This window comes from Bacillus sp. NMCN1 (assembly GCF_002998085.1).
Lineage (GTDB): Bacteria > Bacillota > Bacilli > Bacillales > Bacillaceae > Bacillus.
The window spans coordinates 1,802,417-1,822,773 of record NZ_PVQL01000001.1 but is presented as its reverse complement, the minus strand read 5'-3'; the positions used below and the strand labels follow the sequence as shown (position 1 = coordinate 1,822,773).

Here is a 20,357-nt window from a genome sequence, read left to right as displayed (position 1 = left end):
TGTAGACAAACCCTCGCATTCGGTGTCAGTCCTGCGTGCTGGTGCTCACGAATGTCAAATTCGCTCCGCGCCAGTACTCGTCCTTCCTAGACTGCAAAGGTTTTCTATCACGCTGAAAAGAAGACAAAGGACTAAAATAAAGATCATTTTAGCCCTTTGTCAACAATCTGAGCTCACATCCATTAGGATGTGAGCTTTTTTTCAATGGCGACCACAAAAGGCGGGTCGTTTTGAATATTCATGTATTGATAAGATAAAACTTGTACTTCTTCATGAGGAAGTGATTTGCAATAGTCGAGAAGCACTTCTTTTTCTCTTTTCCCTTCGGGGTGTCCATGGTAAATCACAAGAACGATCAGACCTCCGGGTTTAAGCCAGTCGAGGAGCTGCTCAATGGCTTCAATGGTTGTATGAGCCTGAGTGGTGACGGCTTTATCGCCTCCGGGCAGGTATCCAAGGTTAAACACCGCACCAGAGATCTGTCCATAAGCATCCTTTGGCAGGTGATGAGCAAGCTTTTCATGCCCATCGTGGATCAGATGAACGTAAGGATATCCCTCGCCAAGCCTTTTTCTCGTCTGCTGTATGGCTTCCTCTTGTACGTCGAATGCGAAAACTTGTCCATCATTTCCTACAAGGTCAGCTAAATAGAGCGTATCGTGGCCATTTCCCATCGTTGCATCAATGACGGTGTCGCCTTTTTGACAAGCCCGTTCTAACAGCTCTTTACTAAAAGGAAGCATGCGTTTCAAAATCATTTAGCTGCTTCTTCCAATCTGACGAAACGTTTGCCTTGGTAGCTGTTACGTCTTTCGAGCTCAGCATTAATGGCATTTAGTACTTCCCACTTGTTTACACTCCACATCGGACCAACCATTAATTCAATTGGGCCATCCCCTGTAATGCGATGAATAATCATTTCTGGCGGCAGGATCTCTAGCTGATCACAAACAAGCTGAACATATTCTTCCTGGCTTAGAAACTCCAATTTGCCTTTTTCGTATTGCTTGACCATTGGGGTTCCTTTTAAAAGGTGAAGCAAATGAATTTTAATTCCTTGCACATCTAAATCTGCGACAGCTTTTGCTGTTTCCATCATCATGTCCCGGTTTTCTAGAGGCAGTCCGTTGATGATATGCGAGCAGACACGAATTCCGTGTTTTCGCAGTTTTTCTACACCTTCTACGTAGCATTCATAATCATGGGCACGGTTAATGAGCATCGCTGTCCGTTCATGAACCGTTTGAAGACCAAGCTCTACCCAGAGATAAGTGCGCTCATTTAATTCGGCTAAATACTCCACCACGTCATCCGGCAGACAGTCAGGTCTTGTCGCAATAGATAAACCAACCACTCCATCCAGATTCATGACGGTTTCAAATTTTTCTTTTAGAACAGGAAGCGGGGCGTGTGTGTTTGTATACGCTTGAAAATACGCCATGTATTTTCCGTCTTTCCATTTTGTGTGCATCCGGTCTTTGATTTCGTTAAATTGAGTGATGAGATCATCCGCCCGGTTTCCTGCAAAATCACCAGACCCAGCGGCACTGCAAAATGTACAGCCTCCGTGTGCGACAGTACCATCACGGTTTGGGCAGTCAAAGCCACCGTCTAAGGCCACTTTAAATACTTTATGACCAAAGTGCTCTCGCAAATGATAGTTCCATGTGTGATAGCGTTTTTCGCTGTTTGAATATAAAAAAGGGTTATGCTGATCCAAGTCAGTAACCTCCTTGCGTAATAATAGGCATCCTTAAAGTTTAACAAAAATCACGAAGGAGGACAATTGAATCTGTCCAACATTTTCTTTAGTGAAAAAGCTTTACGTGGGCAAAATAGGCGAGAGCAATGATGAAATGGAGGGAATGCAAGATGGCAACAAGGCAGTCGATCGATGAATTTATCCAAAAAAGTACTGAAACCCTTGAGTTTGCAAGTGAACAATTTGATTTGAACTTACGGCAAGAGCATTATAATGAGGACGAATTTTCTAAGGCGCAGCTTATGCTTGAAGATGCGGTCAACGAATTAGAAAAATTAAAAGATGTCGCCAATGACCAGCAAAGAGAGCGATTAGACAGGGCGCGTGTTCAACTTCAAAGCTTGCAAAATCAAATGATTTTAGGTATTTCTTACGACAACGAATGATGAACAGATCCTTTTTTTAAGGGTCTGTTTTTTATTTTATTTAAAGACCATTGACTTTTTGATTGAGTGGCTATATTGTATTAAGTGTACTATATCAACTAATACACTAAAGACACTTAAAAAGTGAAGAAAGGTGTTCAACCATGAAAAAAGAAAAAAAACCAATCAATTTGAAGTGGATGGTGCTGGCTGTTGCTTTAGCATGTACATTTTTTTTCGTTCTCGTTTTCATTGGTTTTGAAGTTCAAAAAGATTTGATACCTAATTCAATCCCTTTAATGCAAGGGCATGAACAAGCGATAGGACTGCAAAAGCATGAATGAGGAAAGAGGGAGCGATCATGATTCAAATAGATCCACGAAGCGCTGCGCCAATATATGAACAAATTATTGAACAGTTGAAAATTTTATGTCTAAAAGGTGTAATGAAACCTGGTGACAAACTGCCCTCTGTCAGGGAGCTCGCCACCATTATCATCGCCAACCCAAACACCGTCAGTAAAGCATATAAAGAGCTTGAGCGGGAAGGGATTATTGAAACGTTAAGAGGCCGTGGTACGTATGTAACAGAAGGAGCTCAGTTAAAGCTGAATGAAGGGAAGGTATTGGAGATGAAGGAGCAATTAAGACAACTCATTATAGAAGCTCATTATGCCGGTATTGATATTCAACAACTGAAGGAATGGATAGAAGAGATCGGCTCAAGTCTTGAGGGAGGAAAACAAGTTGATTGAGGTTAGAAATGTATCGAAGACACTAAATGGACGTGAAGTACTCAGTGACGTTTCCTTCAAAATAGGCGAAGGTGAGATCTTCGGTCTGCTTGGCAGGAATGGCTCAGGAAAAACAACACTTCTCCGCTTGATTCAGCAAATTCTTCTTCCAGATGAAGGAGAGATATATTTTAAAGACGTGCTTGTGAAAGACCATCCGTTAGTGAAGCAAAATATTGTGTATATGCCAGTTGTAAATCCATACTTTGACAGATACAATTACGGACAGCTTGTCCAGCTGTTAAAGCATATTTATCCGAAATTTGACGTGACATATGCCAATGAGCTTGTGAACCGCTATGAAATTCCGGAAAAAGTGAACTATCGTGAACTATCGACAGGGTTAAAAAAACAGCTGTCATTAATTTTAAGCTTTGCGATCAAGCCAGCGGTTATTTTGTTAGATGAACCGACAGATGGAATTGATGCTGTCACAAGAAATGATGTTCTTCAGCTCATGATCGACGAGGTAGCGGAACGTGAAACATCGATTCTCATTACATCACACCGATTAGAGGATATTGAGCGTATGTGTAACCGGATCGGGTTTTTAGAAGGAAATCAACTCACAAGTGTCATGGATTTAGATGAATTAAAGAATGATTATGTCAAAATCCAGATGGCTTTTGAAGAAGATATGAACTTAAGTATTCGAAAAAAAGGCGTTGCGATTTTGGATCAAGCGGGCATTTTTTATACAGCGCTTGTTCTTAAAACCGATGTAGAGGCTAAAGAGTACTTGAAGTCGCTGCAGCCAAAAGTATGGCATGAACTGCCTGTCAATTTAGAAGAAGTATTCATTGCAAAGTTTGGAGGGAAACGGAGATGGTAAAGCGGCAATTATTATATAAAGAGTGGAAGCAATCAGAGCTGACATTTATTTTAGTCATGCTGGTTGCGGTGTTTGCCACGCCTTTATCCTTTTTAATGGGGTACTCATCCTTTCAAACTTGTTTAAACGATCCGACTTGTACAACAGTGGACAATTACTTTTATTATAATTTTAGTTCTGATATTTTTATCGCCCTCTCATGGACGATGGGCTTGCTTTTTGCGATTATCCAATTGGGATATGAAAGAAATAAAGGGCAAATCGATTTCACTTTATCCTTGCCTTTTAGCAGAAGCACCATTTATCACACAAAATTTTTCTTAGGTGCCGGAATTATCACGCTCGTTCATCTGTTGTCATATGCCATCACTTACTTACTCATATTAGGCATTCAACCAAAAGAGACGTTCGACTTTAATAGTGGTTACTTCATTGCGCTAGTGTCAACCTTAATGATTTATAGTTTGTGTCTCGCAGCCGGTGCTTTAACAGGAAGCGCAATTAGTCAAGCCATTGTGACATTCAGTACATCGATATTGCCATATTTATTAATTTGGCTTCCAATGTTTCATTTAGACTTTATTTTAAGAACGAATAGACATTGGGGAGATGTCAGTTATGACTACCTTATTATGCCCATCGCACCAATTACTTATATAACAGATCGTTTTAAATATCGAGATCCGAGTGAATATCCAATTTGGTTTACTGGTGAAGAATTCATCATACCGATTATGATGATGATTGTATTTTATCTTATTGGTTTATTTAGCTTTATGAAGCAGCCTATTGAACGAAATGGCCGGTTCTTCCTTTATTCAAAAATGGATAGACCGATTCAGATTTTGGTCATTGCCTTCGGTGTTCTAGGGTTTGGATGGTTTGGATTTTCTTCTGACACTTCCATATTTGGTTATATCGCTGGCATGTTAATAGGCGGCGTTGTAGGCGCACTGACGAGTTATTTCTTAATATATCGAAAAAGATAAACAGAGAGTAGGGAGTAGAGATGATTCAGGTTCAAGCGTTAGATCATGTGTTTAAAATTGGTAAAAAAGGCAGAGAGAATGAGATTCCTGTGCTAAAAGGGATTGACCTATCCATCAAAAGAGGCGATATTGCTTGTATTGTGGGACGAAGTGGTTCGGGCAAATCAACCCTATTGAACTTAATTTCAGGATATATTACGCCAACGAGCGGACAAATTGTCATTGATGGTACCGATGTGACCGGCTTTAATGAAAAAGAATGGGCGGACTTCCGCTTAGATCACTTTGGTTTTATCTTTCAAAGCTTTCAATTGATCGGGAGCTTAACAACGTATGAAAATATTGAACTTCCGCTCACTTTAAAAGGTGTGAAGCCGGCTGAACGAAAGGCAAAAGTAAAAGAAATGCTGAAACGAGTAGGTCTAGAACATCATGCAGGGCATTACCCAAATGAGTTGTCAGGTGGGCAGCAGCAGCGTGTGAGTATTGCAAGAGCCTTGATTTTAAATCCATCTATTATTTTAGCGGATGAACCAACAGGCAGCCTAGATTCAGAAACCGAAGGAGAAATCTTAGCCTTTATCCAGCAGCTCAATCGTGAAAAAGGAATTACATTTGTCATCATTACACATGACGATGAAGTCGCTTCAATCGCAGATACAACATTCCAGCTTCATGATGGTGTATTAAAGAAAGGGGAACAATCCATTGAAATTTAGAGATCAGGTCAAATTCATTAGAAGAAACATGAAGAAAAATAGATTGCGTGTGTTTATGACCATTCTTGCGACGACAATGGCATGCTCTTTCTTAATCGTTTTAGCATCTGTTGGTTTTGGTCTGCAAAAATCGGCGCAAGATGAAATCATGAAACAGCAAATCATCACAGAAGTGAAAGTATTAGGCAAGGAAAAAGGTGACGTCAAGACAGATGATTTGAAGAAATATGATCATGTGAAATCTGTCGTCTCAAGAACGGCGCTCACTCCATCGGTAAAGATCGAGCTCGATGACCGCTCAGGTGAAACGCAGGTTGCTTTGACCGATATGAAAGAAGAAAAAGAAGCAGGGCTTGAGCTAGACCGAGGTAAAGTCCCAACATCAGCGAACGAAATTGTGGTCGGGTATCATATGGCTGAACAACTGTGGACAAAAAAAGAACGCGAAGCCTATGAAAAAGAATTAAATCAGACATCAAATGGTCAAGAAATGCCGAAAGAGCCTAAAGGCTACACGAAGGATATTTTAAATAAAGTGATCCAAATCAAAGTGCCAAAATTAAATGAAGAAAATGAAGTCGTCAAAGAAAAAACATTTGATTTCCGTGTAGTAGGTGTCATGAAAAAGCCAAATTTGGAGTGGCAAGAGGATCATAAAATTCTCATTCCAAATGCGTATGAAAAGGAATTTGGTCAAATACTCGATCTATCTCCTGAAGCAGGAAATGTCGAGAAAATGACCTCTGTCTATGCAGATAAATTCGACAATGTCGGTGCGCTCACGAATAAGCTGACAGATGAGGGATACCAAGTCATCTCTGTGACGAATCAGCTCGAAGGAATGGATATGTTCTTTACGGTCTTCAAAATTGGGCTTATTTTTGTCGGCTGTATCGCAGTCATTATTTCTGCAATTGGTATTTTTAATACGATGACGATGGCAGTAACAGAGCGAACACAAGAGATTGGGATTATGAAAGCCATTGGTGCGAATCCATCGATTATCAAGCGAATGTTCCTCATGGAAAGTGCTTATATTGGGGTGATAGGGTCGATCATCGGTATTATTATCTCATATCTCATTAGTTTCGCCGTCAATCTAATCATTCCAGCCATTTTGTCGTCCATGTCTGAGGGAGGGTCAAGTGATCAATTCTCGATTACCTTCTCCTACATTCCGCTCAGCCTTGTGATTACAGCAACAGTGATTAGCGCAGGGGTAGCGATCCTTTCAGGGCTTAACCCAGCACGTAAAGCAACAAAAACGAATGTATTAGCAGCATTAAGAAGAGAAATCTAAAAAAAGAACCTCCTAAGGCACCCAATTGGGCTGACAGGAGGTTCTTTTTTTCGTGACACATGGCTATTGCTTAGGTGCCCTGTACCCTGCACGCTCTGCCTCTTCTACAGAGCAGAATAGTTTGGTTACATTTTTTGTTCTAGAGTAGTATCTGCTGCTTGGTGTGTGATAAATGCCATTGACACTTCCTTTGATGTTACAGGCTGCTGATTCTTTTTTTGTTTCCTTCTGTGATTCATGACCGCCTGTACTTTTTCCTTCATCTTTAGGAGCGGAGCGCTGAACAGTTGAAGACTTCGTATCGCTGCTGCTTTTCTTGTTCTCTTTTTTGAGTGTTTCATTGCTCGAGGCAAGCTTGTCTATTTTCTCTTCAAGCGCTTGAATGGTCTTTTCCTGCTTTTTGACCGTTTCTTTTTCTGAGGTGATGGTTTCTAGCTTTTTAGCTAGTTTTTCTTTATCCTTTGTTGCGTCCTCTAAAGAGGCGGTAAGCTCCTCTTTATCAGCTTTTAAGCGCGTTATGTCAGATGTGAGCTGCTTTTGATCCTTTAGCAGTTGTTCTGAAGATGGATCTGCTTGTGCCTTCGGTGCATCTGTGGCAGCAAACGGTAATGACATAATGGAAAAGAAGAGACCCAAGATCAAAAATGGATAAAATAGTTTCTTTGAAAAGATCTGCGCGTTCTGGTGTTTGAGTAATAAGAAATTAACGGCATATCCTATGGCAAAACAAACACATAAAAGACCTATGATGAGTAACATCATCATCTAGAAGCCCCCCTAAATCTCTATTTACTCCTATCATACCTCATTTTTCCATTTTCAGGGGCCGTTTTAACTAAAAAAACCCAGTTTACACAGGGTTTTCAGCTAAATGTAATCCTTTGATTGCTTCCTTAACCGTCAAATATGTGATCGTATCCTGGAAATCTGTATCCAAGTCTTTCATTTTCATCGCAAGCTGCGGTTTGATCCCTGTGATGATCAGTTCGGTTCCAGTTAAACTGAGAAGATGATGCAGCTTGAAAATGCGTCCTGCAACGGAATCATCGACATCGATTAAACCAGAAAGATCGACAATTAAATAATCATCCTTTGAATCATCTAATATACAAGTTAACTTCGCGACAATGGCATCAAAGCGTTCTTCAGATAGTTTTCCAATGAGTGGTAGAGCAGATACACCATTTTTGATTGGGACGATTGGCGTCGAAAGAGAGGTGATTTCCTGTAAGGAATCTTCTAGGAGCTGTTCATATTCTTTCTGTTTCGTAATATCCTTTTGAAAGCCAATGAAAAATGTTTTGTCATCTTGTTCAATGTATAGAGGATCTATATTGAGTTCATTCCAAAAAAAAGTACCGTCTTTTTTATAATTTTTTAGCTGTGTGGTAATAGGTGTTTTATTTTGTATGCCATGACGTATTAAATCAAGCTGCTCTTGATCGGTGTCTTTTCCTTGAAGGAATCGACAATTACGCCCAAGAATCTCATCTGGTTTGTATCCAGTCATGTGTGTAAAGCCATGATTCACATAAACGATAGGGTTATCCTCTAAAGAAGGGTCTGTAATGACAACACCGATCCGCGCATGATCTAGCGCTTTTTTTATGAGTTCAAGCTGTTTTTGCAAGCCGAAGATGTTTGAGCTGACCATATTACCCTCCTTTGCTACTACTATCAGACATATCAAATGCCTGTCTTTTCAACCAAAGGTATTCCTTAATAACGTAACATAACATATGTTCTGTTTCAATGATTGCAATTGCTTTGTTAAATTTGTCATCATAGTTTGTCCTCCATTAGAATAGAGTAAGTAAGGAGACTTTTCTTTAGAAAAAGAAGGAATCAATTGCTTATCATTCATAAAATACCAAAAATAGTTAATATGGATTAGGTAAAAATGATTCCAATGCATCAAGATTGTTTCTAGGTCATTCACATATAATGGAAGAAACAAGCTTTTTTTCTTCGTTAGAGAGAATAGACCTTTTACATGGATTATGACGGAACAGCAGAATGGCATTACAGGGGGCTGGACAGCCTGAAGTCGCTTTACTATTCTAAGGGCTTTAGGAAGGTGATGAAAATGCTGCAACAAGTCATTATTGCTTGCGCCATTGGAGGGGTCATGGGCATTCTCGGTCACGTAAAGAAAAAAGGCAGGCTAGAGAAGCCCAGAATGACAAAAAAGTTTATTTATTTAGGGTTTATTGAAGATTGGCTCGTTGGGATGATTGCCGCTACACTGCTTGTCTTATCCTCAAATCCCGATTCTAGTCTGCAGTTGGTCATCTTATCAATTATTTCAGGTTACGGAGGAGAAGCAGTTCTGCGAAGCTTTGATTTTGTAAGAGAACAGCGTTCACAGGATGCGGACTCCAGCCGTCATAACCGATCTCCACACGAATAATATCCTCTACTTTACCCTAGTCTAGGGTACATTCCCATTGTATACAAACCTGCTTGCACTTATGATCATAATTCTATAAAATACTACTTAGATGACGGTTACGATAAGAACAGTGAAGAGGAGTAGTAGGAAAGCAGTATTTGTCTTTAGAGAATTGACGGCTGGTGAAAGTCAATCAAATCTGCTTCTGAACTCGCCTCAGAGTTGCAGTTGCGTTAAAGCTTCTGTCGCATGTCTGCGTTAAAGATATTAAGTGAGCGTACAAACAGAAAGTTACGCTAACAAGGGTGGTACCGCGGGAACCAAAAAATCTCTCGTCCCTTTCCAGGGATGAGGGTTTTTTGTTGATTTTAGAAAAATCTGAATTCTTGCAGTGGTCATCTGAGCAGATACAGCCGTACATATTAAAGGAGGTTTTCACATTGAGTTTTCAGCATCGGGAAATTGAAAAGAAGTGGCAGGATTATTGGCTGACACATAAAACATTCGCCACATCTGACTCGGAAGATAAACCAAAGTTCTATGCGCTTGATATGTTTCCATACCCATCAGGAGCAGGGCTTCATGTCGGGCACCCTGAGGGCTACACAGCAACGGATATTTTATCACGCATGAAACGTATGCAAGGATATGATGTTCTTCATCCAATGGGATGGGACGCATTTGGTCTTCCAGCAGAACAGTATGCACTAGATACAGGAAATGATCCGGCGGCCTTTACAGAAGAGAACATCAATAACTTCCGCCGCCAAATTCAATCACTAGGATTCTCGTATGATTGGGATCGAGAAATCAATACGACTGATCCGAATTATTATAAATGGACACAATGGATTTTCTTGAAATTGTACGAAAAGGGATTGGCGTATATCGATGAAGTACCAGTGAACTGGTGCCCGGCGCTTGGCACAGTCCTTGCAAATGAAGAAGTCATTGATGGAAAAAGTGAACGCGGAGGGCATCCAGTAGAAAGACGTCCAATGAAGCAATGGATGCTAAAGATTACGGCATATGCGGACAGGCTGTTAGAAGATTTAGAAGACATTGACTGGCCTGAAAGCATCAAAGATATGCAGCGTAACTGGATCGGACGTTCAGAAGGTGCACACGTTCATTTCGAAGTAGAAGGACATGACGAACAGTTTACTGTTTTTACAACGCGTCCTGATACATTATTTGGTGCAACATATGCGGTACTTGCACCTGAACATGCACTTGTTGAAAAAATTACAACAGCTGCTCAAAAAGAAGCAGTCGAAGCGTATATTAAAGAAATTCAATCAAAGAGCGACTTAGAGCGGACAGATCTTGCAAAAACGAAGACGGGTATTTTCACAGGCGCTTATGCCATCAATCCATTAAATGGTGAAAAGATGCCGATCTGGATTGCAGATTACGTGCTGGCTACTTATGGAACAGGAGCGATTATGGCGGTACCTGCCCATGATGAGCGTGACTATGAATTCGCCAAAACATTTGATCTTCCAATCAAGGAAGTTGTAGAAGGCGGAGACATTGAAAAAGAAGCTTACACAGGTGATGGAAAACACATTAACTCTGATTTCCTCAATGGATTAGGAAAAGAAGAAGCGATTGAAAAAGCCATTGCATGGCTGGAAGAACATCAAAAAGGCGAAAAGAAAGTCACATATCGTTTAAGAGACTGGCTATTTAGCCGCCAGCGTTACTGGGGTGAGCCAATTCCAATTATTCATTGGGAGGACGGAAATTCTTCAGCCGTTTCAGAGGAAGAGCTTCCACTGATTTTGCCTAAAACGACTGAGATTAAGCCAAGCGGCACAGGTGAATCACCTTTAGCCAATATCAAAGATTGGGTTGAGGTCGTCGATCCTGAAACAGGTAAAAAAGGACGCCGTGAAACCAATACTATGCCGCAATGGGCAGGTAGCTGCTGGTATTTCTTACGTTATATTGACCCGCATAACTCAGAAGAGCTTGCATCTCCTGAGAAGCTAAAGAAATGGCTTCCTGTTGATGTATATATCGGAGGAGCAGAACATGCTGTACTGCATCTTCTATATGCGCGCTTCTGGCATAAGTTCTTGTATGATATCGGTGTTGTTCCTACAAAAGAACCTTTCATGAAATTGTTCAATCAAGGAATGATTCTTGGAGAAAATAATGAAAAAATGAGTAAATCAAAAGGGAACGTTGTCAATCCAGATGATATCGTAGAATCTCATGGTGCGGACACACTACGACTTTATGAAATGTTCATGGGACCTTTAGATGCATCAATCGCTTGGTCTGAAACAGGACTAGATGGTGCTCGTCGTTTCCTTGATCGTGTATGGCGTCTATTCACAAATGAAGATGGCACAATCAGTAATAAAGTGACGGAGCAATCTGGCGGCGTATTAGAACGCAGCTATCATGAAACCGTGATGAAGGTAACAGACCATTATGAAGGCCTGCGCTTCAATACAGGGATCTCACAATTAATGGTGTTTATCAATGATGCCTACAAGGCTGATACACTGCCGAAAGAATATGCCGAAGGCTTTGTGAAACTTCTTTCTCCAATTGCACCGCATTTAGCGGAAGAGCTTTGGAATAAACTTGGTCATGAAGGGTCTATTTCTTATGAAGCATGGCCGCAATATGACGAGTCAAAGCTTGTCGACGATGAAGTAGAAATTGTCGTACAGTTGAATGGGAAAGTGAAAGCAAAATTAACAGTTCCTGCTGACGCCACAAAAGAACAGTTAGAAGAGCTTGCGAAAAATGATGCACGCGTAAAAGAACAGCTTGAAGGGAAAACCATTCGCAAAGTGATTGCGGTTCCTGGGAAGCTTGTCAATATTGTTGCGAACTAATGATGACACCCATCGGTATGAACCGGTGGGTGTTCTTTATTTCCCGGGACATAATTTTGTCGAAAACAAGGTGATTGCATCATCAATCTCGTATGTTAACAGGTGATCAACAAAATGAGGAGTGACGTCAATGGAAAAGGAAAGCAAACGTGAACAACTGCTCAGTCTGTTAGGAGAAATGCCAGAACGCCATCGCGTGGAGGCATATACGTTAAAGATCGAGGAACGTGAATCGTATGTCGTTGAAACACTCATTCTTTCGATTCATGGTGTAGAGGAAGTGCCTGCTTATTTTGTTAAGCCGAAGGATACGGTGAAAAAAAGACCCGTTGTGCTGTTTCAGCACTCTCATGGCGGGAACTACGTGGATGGGAAGGAAGAGCTGATCAAGGGTGCTCATTATTTACAATCGCCTTCATATGCGAAAGAGTTCACATCAAAAGGCTATAGTGTCCTGGCTATAGATCATGCAGGGTTTGGTGAGAGAAGAGGAAGAACAGAAAGTGAAATTTTTAAGGAGATGCTTTTAACAGGAAAAGTAATGTGGGGTATGATGCTGTATGAAAGCATGTGTGCGATTGATTATGTGCTGTCTCGATCTGATGCGCTGCCAGATCGTTTAGCTGTTTTTGGAATGTCAATGGGAGGGCTTCTTTCCTGGTGGACTGCTGCGCTTGATGAGAGGGTCAGTGTGTGTATTGATCTTTGCGCACAGGTCGACCACCACACATTAATTGAAACGAACAATTTAGACAGGCATGGCTATTATTACTATGTACCAAGCTTAGCAAAGCACTTTACAGCAGCTGATATTCAGAAAATGATTTTTCCAAGACCACATTTAAGCTTAGTTGGAAAACTTGATCCGCTCACGCCAACTGAAGGCGTCGCACGCATTCAAAAGGAGTTGAGCCAAACCTATCAAGCTGCTTCATTGAAAGAACGGTATCAGCTTGTTGGTCTTCATGCAGGTCATTTTGAAACAGCGGCTATGCGTCACGAGGCTACTCGATTTTTGAAAAAGTGGCTGTAATCCATAAAGGCTTGGACATACTACGTCAAAAGAAAGGAGGAGACAGATGAAAAAATTGACCATCATTGGCGGATGCGGTGTGATAGGCCGTATATTAACAAAAGCGCTCTCTTCTGAGTACGAGATCACCATCATTGATCAAACGGGCTGTGTAAAAGGAGTCATTTTAGCAGATGCAGCGAATGAACAGGAATTATATGAGGCGATTCCGCGAGATACAGATGTCATCATACACCTTTTAAACATGGAGATGACGCATGATGTGATGAACCATGAGGAGTTTGAAAAAATGATTGATATTTTTTGGAGGAGCTCTTATTCTATGTTTCGCTCAGCTGCACGGCTCGGCATACGAAAAGTCATTTTTGCAAGCAGTAATCATGTGACTGATCGTTATGAAGAGGATGGCCGCTCCTTACTAGGGCGCAATATTACAACAGATGATGTGCCAGCGACTAAAAATGTCTATGGTATTTTAAAATTTGCTTCAGAACAGCTTGGCCTTTTGTTCCACGATCAAACGGGGATGTCTGTTATCAATTTACGGATTGGAACGGTTGTGACGGATGAGATGGAGGCATTACACGAGAAAGAACGAACGAAACGAACACTTCTGTCACATGAAGATCTTATAGGGACGACAAAGGCAGCGATTGAAACGACCGTCCCCTTTGGGACATATTATGCCGTATCAGAAAACGAAGAAAAGCCTTGGTCTACGGAAAACACGAAGCAGGAGTTAGGCTACAGACCTGATGTGAATACGACGGAAATCCTTGAAGAAAATGATCAGGCATAGGGCATAATCATGTCATTAGCTGATGATCTTATTCTTTTGTTTCATGAGCAAAAAAGCACGACTGACAGGATCCACCAAGTTGGTCTGTCAAGATGATTATAGACGCTTTCTTCCCCTGTTTGTTACATTTTAATCACGATATCGTTACAGGCTGCAGCTTATGTTCGGACAAAATGATAACGCTTTCAAAGAAGGGGTGTGATGAACATAGATCGTTCTATTAAAGGCCGATTGTTCAACTTATTTAATTACTCTTTTCTACTCATGTTCGCATTAATATGTGTGCTTCCGTTCATCCATGTGATTGCTGCCTCTTTTGCTACAGTAGAAGAGGTCATCACGAAGAAGTTTATCTTGTTCCCGACCACGTTTTCTTTAGAGGCCTATCGGTATATTTTCTCTACGGATATTGTGTATCGCAGCCTCATTGTGTCCATTCTTGTGACACTCGTTGGCACAGCTGTCAGCATGTTTTTGTCCTCACTCATGGCATATGGGCTGTCTCGTCAGGAGCTAAAAGGCCGGAGAACATTGATGTTTCTCGTTGTCTTCACGATGCTGTTTAGCGGAGGCATGATTCCGACGTTTATTGTGGTGAAAACACTTGGTCTGCTGGATACCTATTGGTCACTTATTCTACCGGTTGCGATCAATGCGTTCAATTTGATTATTTTGAAAAACTTCTTTCAAAACATTCCGGCAAGCCTTGAGGAATCAGCGAAGATGGATGGCTGTAACGATTTAGGGATTTTCTTTAAAATTGTGCTGCCACTTTCTTTGCCAGCTATTGCGACCATTTCACTTTTTTATGCCGTGACGTATTGGAATACGTACATGACTGCGATCCTGTATTTAAATGATTCAGTGAAATGGCCGATTCAGGTGCTGCTAAGGCAGATTGTCATTGTCTCAAGCGGAATGCAGGGAGATATGTCGGATATGGGATCATCCACACCACCGCCAGACCAAACGATTAAAATGGCTGTCATTGTGGTAGCAACCATTCCCGTTCTGCTTGTCTATCCATTTATTCAAAAGCATTTTAACAAAGGGGCATTACTAGGTTCTGTAAAAGGTTAAAAAGATGGAACAACGGAGGGATCTTATGGGGAGAAAGAAATTATGGCTGATAGCATTTGTTCTGCTGTTTGCAGCAAGCGGCATTCTGTCAGCGTGCTCAAGTAAAGGAGCCAGCTCATCAGATGAAAAGGTTGATTTAGATAAAAAAGTAAAGCTGACATGGATGGCCATTTTGTATCATCAGCAGCCGCCGAAGGATTCAGTATTAAAAGAGATTGAGAAGCTTACAAATACAGAGCTTGATATTACGTGGGTGCCTGATGCTGTGAAGGAAGACCGTTTAAATTCTGCACTTGCCGCAGGGAATCTGCCGCAGATTGTGACGATTCAAGACATTAAGAATTCGTCTGCTATTAATGCGTTCAGATCAGGCATGTTCTGGGAAGTCGGGCCGTATTTAAAGGATTATCCAAATTTAAGTAAGATGAACGAACTGATTAATAAAAACGCCTCTATAGACGGTAAGCTTTATGGCATTTATAGAGAGAGACCACTTTCAAGACAAGGAATTGTCATTCGAAAGGATTGGCTTGAAAATTTAAATTTGGATACACCAAAAACATTGGATGATCTTTATGAGGTAGCTAAAGCTTTTACTGAAAAAGATCCGAATCAAAACGGAAAAGCGGATACAATTGGCTTTACGGATCGGAACGATTTGATTTATGGGGCATTTAAAACACTTGGTTCATATGAGGGAATGCCAACAGACTGGAAAGAAGAAAACGGCAAATTCACGCCAGACTTTATGACAGAAGAGTACATGAATACAATGAAATACATGAAGAAACTTCGTGACAATGGCTATATTAACAAAGATTTCCCTGTGACAAGTAAAACACAGCAGCAGGAATTATTCTCACAAGGAAAAGCAGGGATCTATGTTGGAAATATGGTAGACGCAGTGAACTTGAGAGATGACGCGACAGATAAAAACATGAAAGTAGATATCATGAACCGAATTAAAGGCCCAGATGGCAAAGAACGTGTGTGGGCATCAGGTGGTCATAATGGCATCTTTGCATTCCCTAAAACAAGCGTGAAATCAGAGGCAGAATTAAAGCGGCTTTTGGCCTTCTTTGATCGCATTGCAGAAGAAGATGTATATGGTCTCATGACGTACGGTATAGATGGCGAGCATTATAAGAAAGAAGAAGGGAATACATTTGTCAGGGAAGAAAAACAAGTGAAAAGCTGGCAGACAGATGTACAGCCGCTTGTCAGTCTAGTAGGAATTGATAAACGCTACTTGAAAAATAAAGGAGATGCGGTTCGTACAAAATATGAAGAGCTGGAAGAAGACAATCAAAACATCATCGTCGCCAATCCTGCTGAAAGCCTGTATTCAGAAACAGCCTCAGAGCGAGGAAACGAATTGAAAAAAATCATCGATGATGCGACCTATAAGTTCATTCTTGGAGACATCAGTGAAGATCAATTTAAGAAAGATGTAGAGAAGTGGAAATCAAACGGTGGTAATAAAATCATAGAAGAATATGAAGCTTCCTTTAAAAAATCAAAATGATCAACATAAACACCCCCGCACAGTTAAAAAGCGGGGGTGTTTTCATTAAAAGTCAAAGTTGTCTGGGGCTGGACCCGATACGTTTGTTTTTATTTAAGTCAGAAAGGCGCTTCATATCCTCATCACATAAGGCAAAATCAAATATGTCTGCATTTTCTTTTAAACGATGTGCTTTCGTTGATTTTGGAATGGTGATGACGCCTTTTTGCACATCCCAGCGCAAAATAATTTGAGCAGGTGTTTTGCCGTATGTGTCTGATAGCTCTTTGATCAGCGGATGATGAAGCAGTTCCCCCTGCATCAGTGGTGACCAAGCTTCCATTTGAATGCCATGTGTTCAAATACGTATAGAGTGTTTCCTGCGTCAGTTTTGGGTGAAACTCCACTTGATTGATAGCTGGTATGATGTCTACATCTTTTAATAGTTCGTCTAGATGATGCGGCTGGAAGTTGCTCACACCGATGGCTCTCACCTTTCCTTCACGATACAAGGTTTCAAGCGCACGCCAAGCGTCTTTATATTTTCCTTCAACCGGCCAATGGATTAAATATAGATCAAGGTAGTCAAGCTGAAGGGCTTGCAGCAATTGTAGAGCCGATGGACATAAAGATTTTCATGGGATAGGGCCGAAATGACCCGGCCGATTAATAGCATTGAAAAGGTCGGAGCAATCGTGGCGAGTGTATTTCCAATCAAAAAGACGAGCATAATGAGCAAAAGCAATGTCTTTCTTTTCATCGTTGAAGTAAGAGAAGTCAAAATAGGCGCGCCGAATGTCACACCAAGTGCATATAAAGAGACGGTCCAGCCCGCCTGGCTGATGCTCACTCCAAAGTCCTCTGAAATCATCGGCAAAAGACCGACACTAATGAATTCGGTGGTTCCTATAGCAAAAGCACTAATAGCTAGTGCGAGAAGGGCAAAGGGGTTTTTTTGTTTCTTCATGAGTAAATTCACATCCTTCTGTGATGACATTTTGATAGACGAAGCCGATCGGCAAGAGTTATTATCTAACATAGATGACGAAAAAAAAGTACGTACTTTTTTGTAATATAGGTACTAAAAAGTGCCTGTTCGAACAAAGAGGAGTGAGGATTTGATGGAAAAGAAAAAATATAATATCTCAGTGAAAGCGACACCTTGAGGTCATTGGCGGGAAGTGGAAGTGCGTGATTTTATGTCATTTAACACATGGAAAAAAAACGCACGAGTGAATTGAAGCGGCTCATGCCAAACATCACACAAAAAATGCTCACACAACAGCTGAGAGAGCTTGAAAGTGATGGAGTGATTAACCGGATTGTGTATGAGCAGGTGCCGCCTAAAGTGGAATATGAATTAAGTGAATACGGACAGTCGCTCGAAAGAATCTTGAATGCGTTATGTGATTGGGGAGCAGCTCATATTGAACGTGTGTACGGAGAGCCGCTTTCAGTGCTGGAAGACAGCATTTTAAATGAACAGTTTAAATAAAAAGTCCCGCTTCCTATGAGAGCGGGACTTTTAGTCTTATATGCCTTTTTTCTGGTCGCGGTATTTCCCAGGGGTCGTGCCTTCTAGTTTTTTAAAGGAACGGATGAAGTTTTGCGGGTTTTTATATTTCAGTTTTTCCGAAATTTCTTTGACGGACATATCGGTTTCCACGAGCCAGTTTTTGGCGACATGGTGTCTGTAGGACGAGAGATATTCACTAAAGGAAATATCCATTTCCTTTCTAAAAATACTGCTTAAATAATTTGGGTTGTAATGCAGGCGTGTGGCGATTTCATCCAAAGTGAGATCTGAGTCGAATTCTTGATGAATGATATGAATGATTTTCTCTGAGATGTTTTTGTATTGTGAGTCCTCACGTGCATCAAGCTGGTCAATAATCGGCCGAATGATCTCATGTTTCAGCCATGCTTCTGTATCTTCAAAGGTTTTAAATTCAAAAATCGTATCATACAGCATTTTGTTGTCTTCGACCTCAAATAATTCAATGCCAAGCAAATGCATCAGCTCAATCAAATTGTTTAAAAAACGGGCGAGGGCGATATGGTATTCATGCGGTCCTGCATTTTTAGAGAAAATGGATTGCAGGAGCACATGTAAATAGTGATCCGCCTTGCCTTGATCACCTGCTTTCATCGCATCAAATAAATCATGCTGCAGCTGCTTTGGAAAATGGGTTTTAAACGTTTTTCCTTGCTGAATATGTTCATATAAGATAATGGACTTTTTCTCTGCTTTGAGCCTGTATTTTAAGGCTTCTTTTCCTTCAATGTAAGCCTGTTTCGCCATCGTGAGCTCCTGAAATTGGCGGCTGATCCCGATGCTGATCGATAAACCAAGCTCTTCCTCGATGCGCTTCTGAATGGTTTCTGCTAATTGGTTTAAATATTCAGTAAACTCTTCATCTGACTTTGAGTGATTCAGGATAATCGTCGTTTGATGCTGATTGACAACCGTTGGCTGAAGGTGCTCCTCTTGTGGAATCATCTGCTCGATTAGTCCATTGATGGCAAATAACAGCAAGTCAGCATCCTTTTTTTCATAAGGTGTTCCTTTTAACGTATCGATTTGGGTCACAAGCATGGATAAATGAGACCAGCCCAGAGGGAATCCTAAACTTTGGAACCGGTTGTTAATCTCTTCTTCTGTCAGCTTTCCGAGCAATAGCCGCACCATAAAGTATTGTTGGAGGTGCGTGACTTGCTGCTCAATACGTTCCTCTAAATCATTGTTTTGATCCTTCATTTGTTTAATACTCGACTCAATCAACTCAAATTCATTTTGAAAAGGCTGCTTTTGCAAAAAGGATTCATTGCGTGCAAAGGACTCATATAACAAGCGGATTGGTTTATAAAAGTGTCTGGACCCAAACCATGAAAATAGTAATGAAAGCGCTAACAAAATAAAGCAGATAATAAAGGTGATCCATCCAATTGATTTCGTTTGTGCCTTGAGTTCTGGAATGGAAACAAAGGATAGGTACGTCCATTCGTTATAGTCTGATTTTTGATACGTAATTTGATAGTTTAGTTCCTCAATCTTCATGTTAAATTGACCTGATCGTTTTTCACGTGATAGAACATGCTTGACGAACTCTTGATTTTTCAAGGATTCACCAATTTGTTCTTTGCGGTTATGTAGCAGCACTTTTCCGTTTGTATCAATGACAAACATACTGTCCGGTTGAGAGAAGTCAGGCATGTTGTCAGCAATCGTGCAGCTCGGAATGCTGGCGACAGCAATTCCCTTTTTTTGGACACTGTTCATAGGGAGTTGTTTGATTAAGTTCACATTGTACTTGCAAAAGGAGGCCTTTCCTTCTTTTGTCGCAACAAGTGGATTATTCTCTTCAAGTGCCCAGCTGGAGTGACTCGGAATATTGAGGTAAGAGGTGAGCGATTTCTCTTGGTCTCCGCTTGTGACATGATAAAGTCCCGAATTGTTCATGTACCAGTCTTCCATTTTACTCACGAGTGTAATATTGGAAAGATCGGTGTCAAAGGTTTGCAGGTAGTTTAGTTCCTGCTGTACTTGATTATAAAGCTGGAATTGGTCTGGATTTAAAGGCTCTGCCAGTGTTTGGAGGAGAGGCGGCGAACTGACATAGTGAGTGAGAGAATGATCAACTGTCTTTAAAATATGCTCAATATTGGATTGCGTTTGTTTGACGCTGTCCAGCTTTTCATTTGAGATATTTTCGAGTGCTGTTTTTTGCGAATGCTGATAAGAAAAAATACCGACAATGATGACAGGAATCGTACTAAGCACGAAAAAAAACGTCACAAGCTTGTAATAAAATTTATACTGCCTTCTTTTCATAAAACCCCCCATTTCAAACGGAACAATCTTTTCCCCTTAATTTATTAATCCAAAAATTTGGTAGGTTTGTCAATAATCATTTTCTGTGATTAGGATCATTTT

18 protein-coding genes, 3 pseudogenes and 1 other annotated feature are annotated in these 20,357 nt (G+C 40.8%); of the genes and pseudogenes, 14 read left to right on the top strand and 7 right to left on the bottom strand.

Features of this window, described 5'->3' with window-relative positions; all coding sequences use genetic code 11:
• Positions 1-182: 182 nt before the first annotated feature.
• Entirely contained in the window at positions 183-758 is a 576-nt protein-coding gene (gene mnmM / locus C6W21_RS09585) for a tRNA 5-(aminomethyl)-2-thiouridylate-methyltransferase MnmM (protein WP_106050141.1), read from the bottom strand.
• Entirely contained in the window at positions 755-1,720 is a 966-nt protein-coding gene (gene mnmL / locus C6W21_RS09580) for a tRNA modification radical SAM protein MnmL/YtqA (RefSeq protein ID WP_003217704.1), read from the bottom strand. Before mnmL ends, mnmM begins: the two co-directional genes overlap by 4 nt.
• A 152-nt stretch (positions 1,721-1,872) precedes the next feature.
• On the opposite strand from mnmL, the gene C6W21_RS09575 reads away from it, so the two are divergent.
• The 7 genes from C6W21_RS09575 (at position 1,873) to C6W21_RS09545 (ending at position 6,760) form a co-directional block, all read left to right on the top strand.
• The gene (locus tag C6W21_RS09575) at positions 1,873-2,148 is read left to right on the top strand and encodes a YtzC family protein (protein WP_106050140.1); all 276 of its coding nucleotides are present in this window, start codon (positions 1,873-1,875) and stop codon (positions 2,146-2,148) included.
• 143 nt (positions 2,149-2,291) lie between these two features.
• Complete coding sequence (locus C6W21_RS09570) at positions 2,292-2,471, top strand: hypothetical protein (RefSeq protein WP_034665379.1); 180 nt, start codon at positions 2,292-2,294, stop codon at positions 2,469-2,471.
• A 17-nt stretch (positions 2,472-2,488) separates the two neighbouring features.
• Positions 2,489-2,881, top strand: coding sequence for a GntR family transcriptional regulator (locus C6W21_RS09565; RefSeq protein WP_106050138.1), 393 nt, complete (start codon positions 2,489-2,491; stop codon positions 2,879-2,881).
• The gene (locus C6W21_RS09560; RefSeq protein WP_106056200.1) at positions 2,874-3,752 is read left to right on the top strand and encodes an ATP-binding cassette domain-containing protein; all 879 of its coding nucleotides are present in this window, start codon (positions 2,874-2,876) and stop codon (positions 3,750-3,752) included. The genes C6W21_RS09565 and C6W21_RS09560 overlap by 8 nt, the downstream gene beginning before the upstream one ends.
• Positions 3,746-4,741, top strand: a complete 996-nt coding sequence (locus tag C6W21_RS09555) for an ABC-2 transporter permease (protein ID WP_106056198.1) — start codon at positions 3,746-3,748, stop codon at positions 4,739-4,741. Before C6W21_RS09560 ends, C6W21_RS09555 begins: the two co-directional genes overlap by 7 nt.
• 20 nt (positions 4,742-4,761) lie before the next feature.
• On the top strand, positions 4,762-5,460 hold the full coding sequence (locus C6W21_RS09550; RefSeq protein WP_106056197.1) for an ABC transporter ATP-binding protein: 699 nt from the start codon (positions 4,762-4,764) through the stop codon (positions 5,458-5,460).
• Positions 5,450-6,760 (top strand): ABC transporter permease, encoded by a 1,311-nt coding sequence (locus tag C6W21_RS09545; RefSeq protein ID WP_106056195.1) that lies wholly within the window; start codon positions 5,450-5,452, stop codon positions 6,758-6,760. The genes C6W21_RS09550 and C6W21_RS09545 overlap by 11 nt, the downstream gene beginning before the upstream one ends.
• A gap of 63 nt (positions 6,761-6,823) precedes the next feature.
• On the opposite strand, the gene C6W21_RS09540 is transcribed toward C6W21_RS09545, so the two are convergent.
• Positions 6,824-7,525 (bottom strand): coiled-coil domain-containing protein, encoded by a 702-nt coding sequence (locus tag C6W21_RS09540; protein WP_106056192.1) that lies wholly within the window; start codon positions 7,523-7,525, stop codon positions 6,824-6,826.
• An 85-nt stretch (positions 7,526-7,610) separates the two neighbouring features.
• A complete protein-coding gene (ytvA, locus tag C6W21_RS09535; RefSeq protein WP_106056191.1) occupies positions 7,611-8,414 on the bottom strand; it encodes a YtvA family blue-light photoreceptor in 804 nt (267 codons plus the stop codon).
• Between the two features lie 426 nt (positions 8,415-8,840).
• Between ytvA and C6W21_RS09530 the strand changes: the two genes are divergently transcribed.
• The 6 genes from C6W21_RS09530 to C6W21_RS09505 all read left to right on the top strand — a co-directional run bounded on the left by C6W21_RS09530 (position 8,841) and on the right by C6W21_RS09505 (position 16,444).
• Positions 8,841-9,170, top strand: a complete 330-nt coding sequence (locus tag C6W21_RS09530; protein WP_142392849.1) for a DUF4257 domain-containing protein — start codon at positions 8,841-8,843, stop codon at positions 9,168-9,170.
• Between the two features lie 103 nt (positions 9,171-9,273).
• Positions 9,274-9,495, top strand: a binding site (T-box leader).
• Positions 9,496-9,592: 97 nt separating this feature from the next.
• Positions 9,593-12,007 (top strand): leucine--tRNA ligase, encoded by a 2,415-nt coding sequence (gene leuS, locus C6W21_RS09525; protein WP_106050130.1) that lies wholly within the window; start codon positions 9,593-9,595, stop codon positions 12,005-12,007.
• A 130-nt stretch (positions 12,008-12,137) separates the two neighbouring features.
• The gene (locus C6W21_RS09520; RefSeq protein WP_106056189.1) at positions 12,138-13,040 is read left to right on the top strand and encodes a dienelactone hydrolase family protein; all 903 of its coding nucleotides are present in this window, start codon (positions 12,138-12,140) and stop codon (positions 13,038-13,040) included.
• Positions 13,041-13,086: 46 nt separating this feature from the next.
• Positions 13,087-13,839: an NAD-dependent epimerase/dehydratase family protein gene (locus C6W21_RS09515; protein WP_106050128.1), complete on the top strand. Its 753-nt coding sequence runs from the start codon at positions 13,087-13,089 to the stop codon at positions 13,837-13,839.
• 219 nt (positions 13,840-14,058) lie between these two features.
• The gene (locus C6W21_RS09510) at positions 14,059-14,919 is read left to right on the top strand and encodes a carbohydrate ABC transporter permease (RefSeq protein ID WP_087976618.1); all 861 of its coding nucleotides are present in this window, start codon (positions 14,059-14,061) and stop codon (positions 14,917-14,919) included.
• 25 nt (positions 14,920-14,944) lie between these two features.
• Complete coding sequence (locus C6W21_RS09505) at positions 14,945-16,444, top strand: extracellular solute-binding protein (protein WP_106056187.1); 1,500 nt, start codon at positions 14,945-14,947, stop codon at positions 16,442-16,444.
• 45 nt (positions 16,445-16,489) lie between these two features.
• Here the strand turns inward: C6W21_RS09505 and C6W21_RS09500 are convergent.
• Both C6W21_RS09500 and C6W21_RS09495 read right to left on the bottom strand, forming a co-directional pair.
• Positions 16,490-17,028, bottom strand: a pseudogene (locus C6W21_RS09500) (aldo/keto reductase); the annotation flags it as partial.
• Positions 17,021-17,390, bottom strand: a pseudogene (locus C6W21_RS09495) (MFS transporter); the annotation flags it as partial. The pseudogenes C6W21_RS09495 and C6W21_RS09500, both read right to left, overlap by 8 nt.
• Positions 17,391-17,544: 154 nt before the next feature.
• Here C6W21_RS09495 and C6W21_RS09490 point away from each other — a divergent pair.
• A pseudogene (locus C6W21_RS09490) lies at positions 17,545-17,918 on the top strand (winged helix-turn-helix transcriptional regulator).
• Between the two features lie 36 nt (positions 17,919-17,954).
• Here C6W21_RS09490 and C6W21_RS09485 read toward each other — a convergent pair.
• Entirely contained in the window at positions 17,955-20,255 is a 2,301-nt protein-coding gene (locus C6W21_RS09485) for a helix-turn-helix domain-containing protein (protein ID WP_106056185.1), read from the bottom strand.
• Between the last annotated feature and the right edge of the window lie 102 nt (positions 20,256-20,357).

What these genes read in the sequence shown, in the direction of transcription:
- C6W21_RS09555 (WP_106056198.1), top strand. Translation starts at nt 3,746, where the DNA reads ATGGTAAAGCGGCAATTATTATATAAAGAGTGGAAGCAATCAGAGCTG.
- C6W21_RS09540 (WP_106056192.1), bottom strand. Translation starts at nt 7,525, where the DNA reads ATGATGATGTTACTCATCATAGGTCTTTTATGTGTTTGTTTTGCCATA.
- C6W21_RS09530 (WP_142392849.1), top strand. Translation starts at nt 8,841, where the DNA reads ATGAAAATGCTGCAACAAGTCATTATTGCTTGCGCCATTGGAGGGGTC.
- C6W21_RS09565 (WP_106050138.1), top strand. Translation starts at nt 2,489, where the DNA reads ATGATTCAAATAGATCCACGAAGCGCTGCGCCAATATATGAACAAATT.
- C6W21_RS09520 (WP_106056189.1), top strand. Translation starts at nt 12,138, where the DNA reads ATGGAAAAGGAAAGCAAACGTGAACAACTGCTCAGTCTGTTAGGAGAA.
- C6W21_RS09570 (WP_034665379.1), top strand. Translation starts at nt 2,292, where the DNA reads ATGAAAAAAGAAAAAAAACCAATCAATTTGAAGTGGATGGTGCTGGCT.
- C6W21_RS09550 (WP_106056197.1), top strand. Translation starts at nt 4,762, where the DNA reads ATGATTCAGGTTCAAGCGTTAGATCATGTGTTTAAAATTGGTAAAAAA.
- C6W21_RS09505 (WP_106056187.1), top strand. Translation starts at nt 14,945, where the DNA reads ATGGGGAGAAAGAAATTATGGCTGATAGCATTTGTTCTGCTGTTTGCA.
- C6W21_RS09485 (WP_106056185.1), bottom strand. Translation starts at nt 20,255, where the DNA reads ATGAAAAGAAGGCAGTATAAATTTTATTACAAGCTTGTGACGTTTTTT.
- C6W21_RS09575 (WP_106050140.1), top strand. Translation starts at nt 1,873, where the DNA reads ATGGCAACAAGGCAGTCGATCGATGAATTTATCCAAAAAAGTACTGAA.
- ytvA (WP_106056191.1), bottom strand. Translation starts at nt 8,414, where the DNA reads ATGGTCAGCTCAAACATCTTCGGCTTGCAAAAACAGCTTGAACTCATA.
- C6W21_RS09515 (WP_106050128.1), top strand. Translation starts at nt 13,087, where the DNA reads ATGAAAAAATTGACCATCATTGGCGGATGCGGTGTGATAGGCCGTATA.
- mnmM (WP_106050141.1), bottom strand. Translation starts at nt 758, where the DNA reads ATGATTTTGAAACGCATGCTTCCTTTTAGTAAAGAGCTGTTAGAACGG.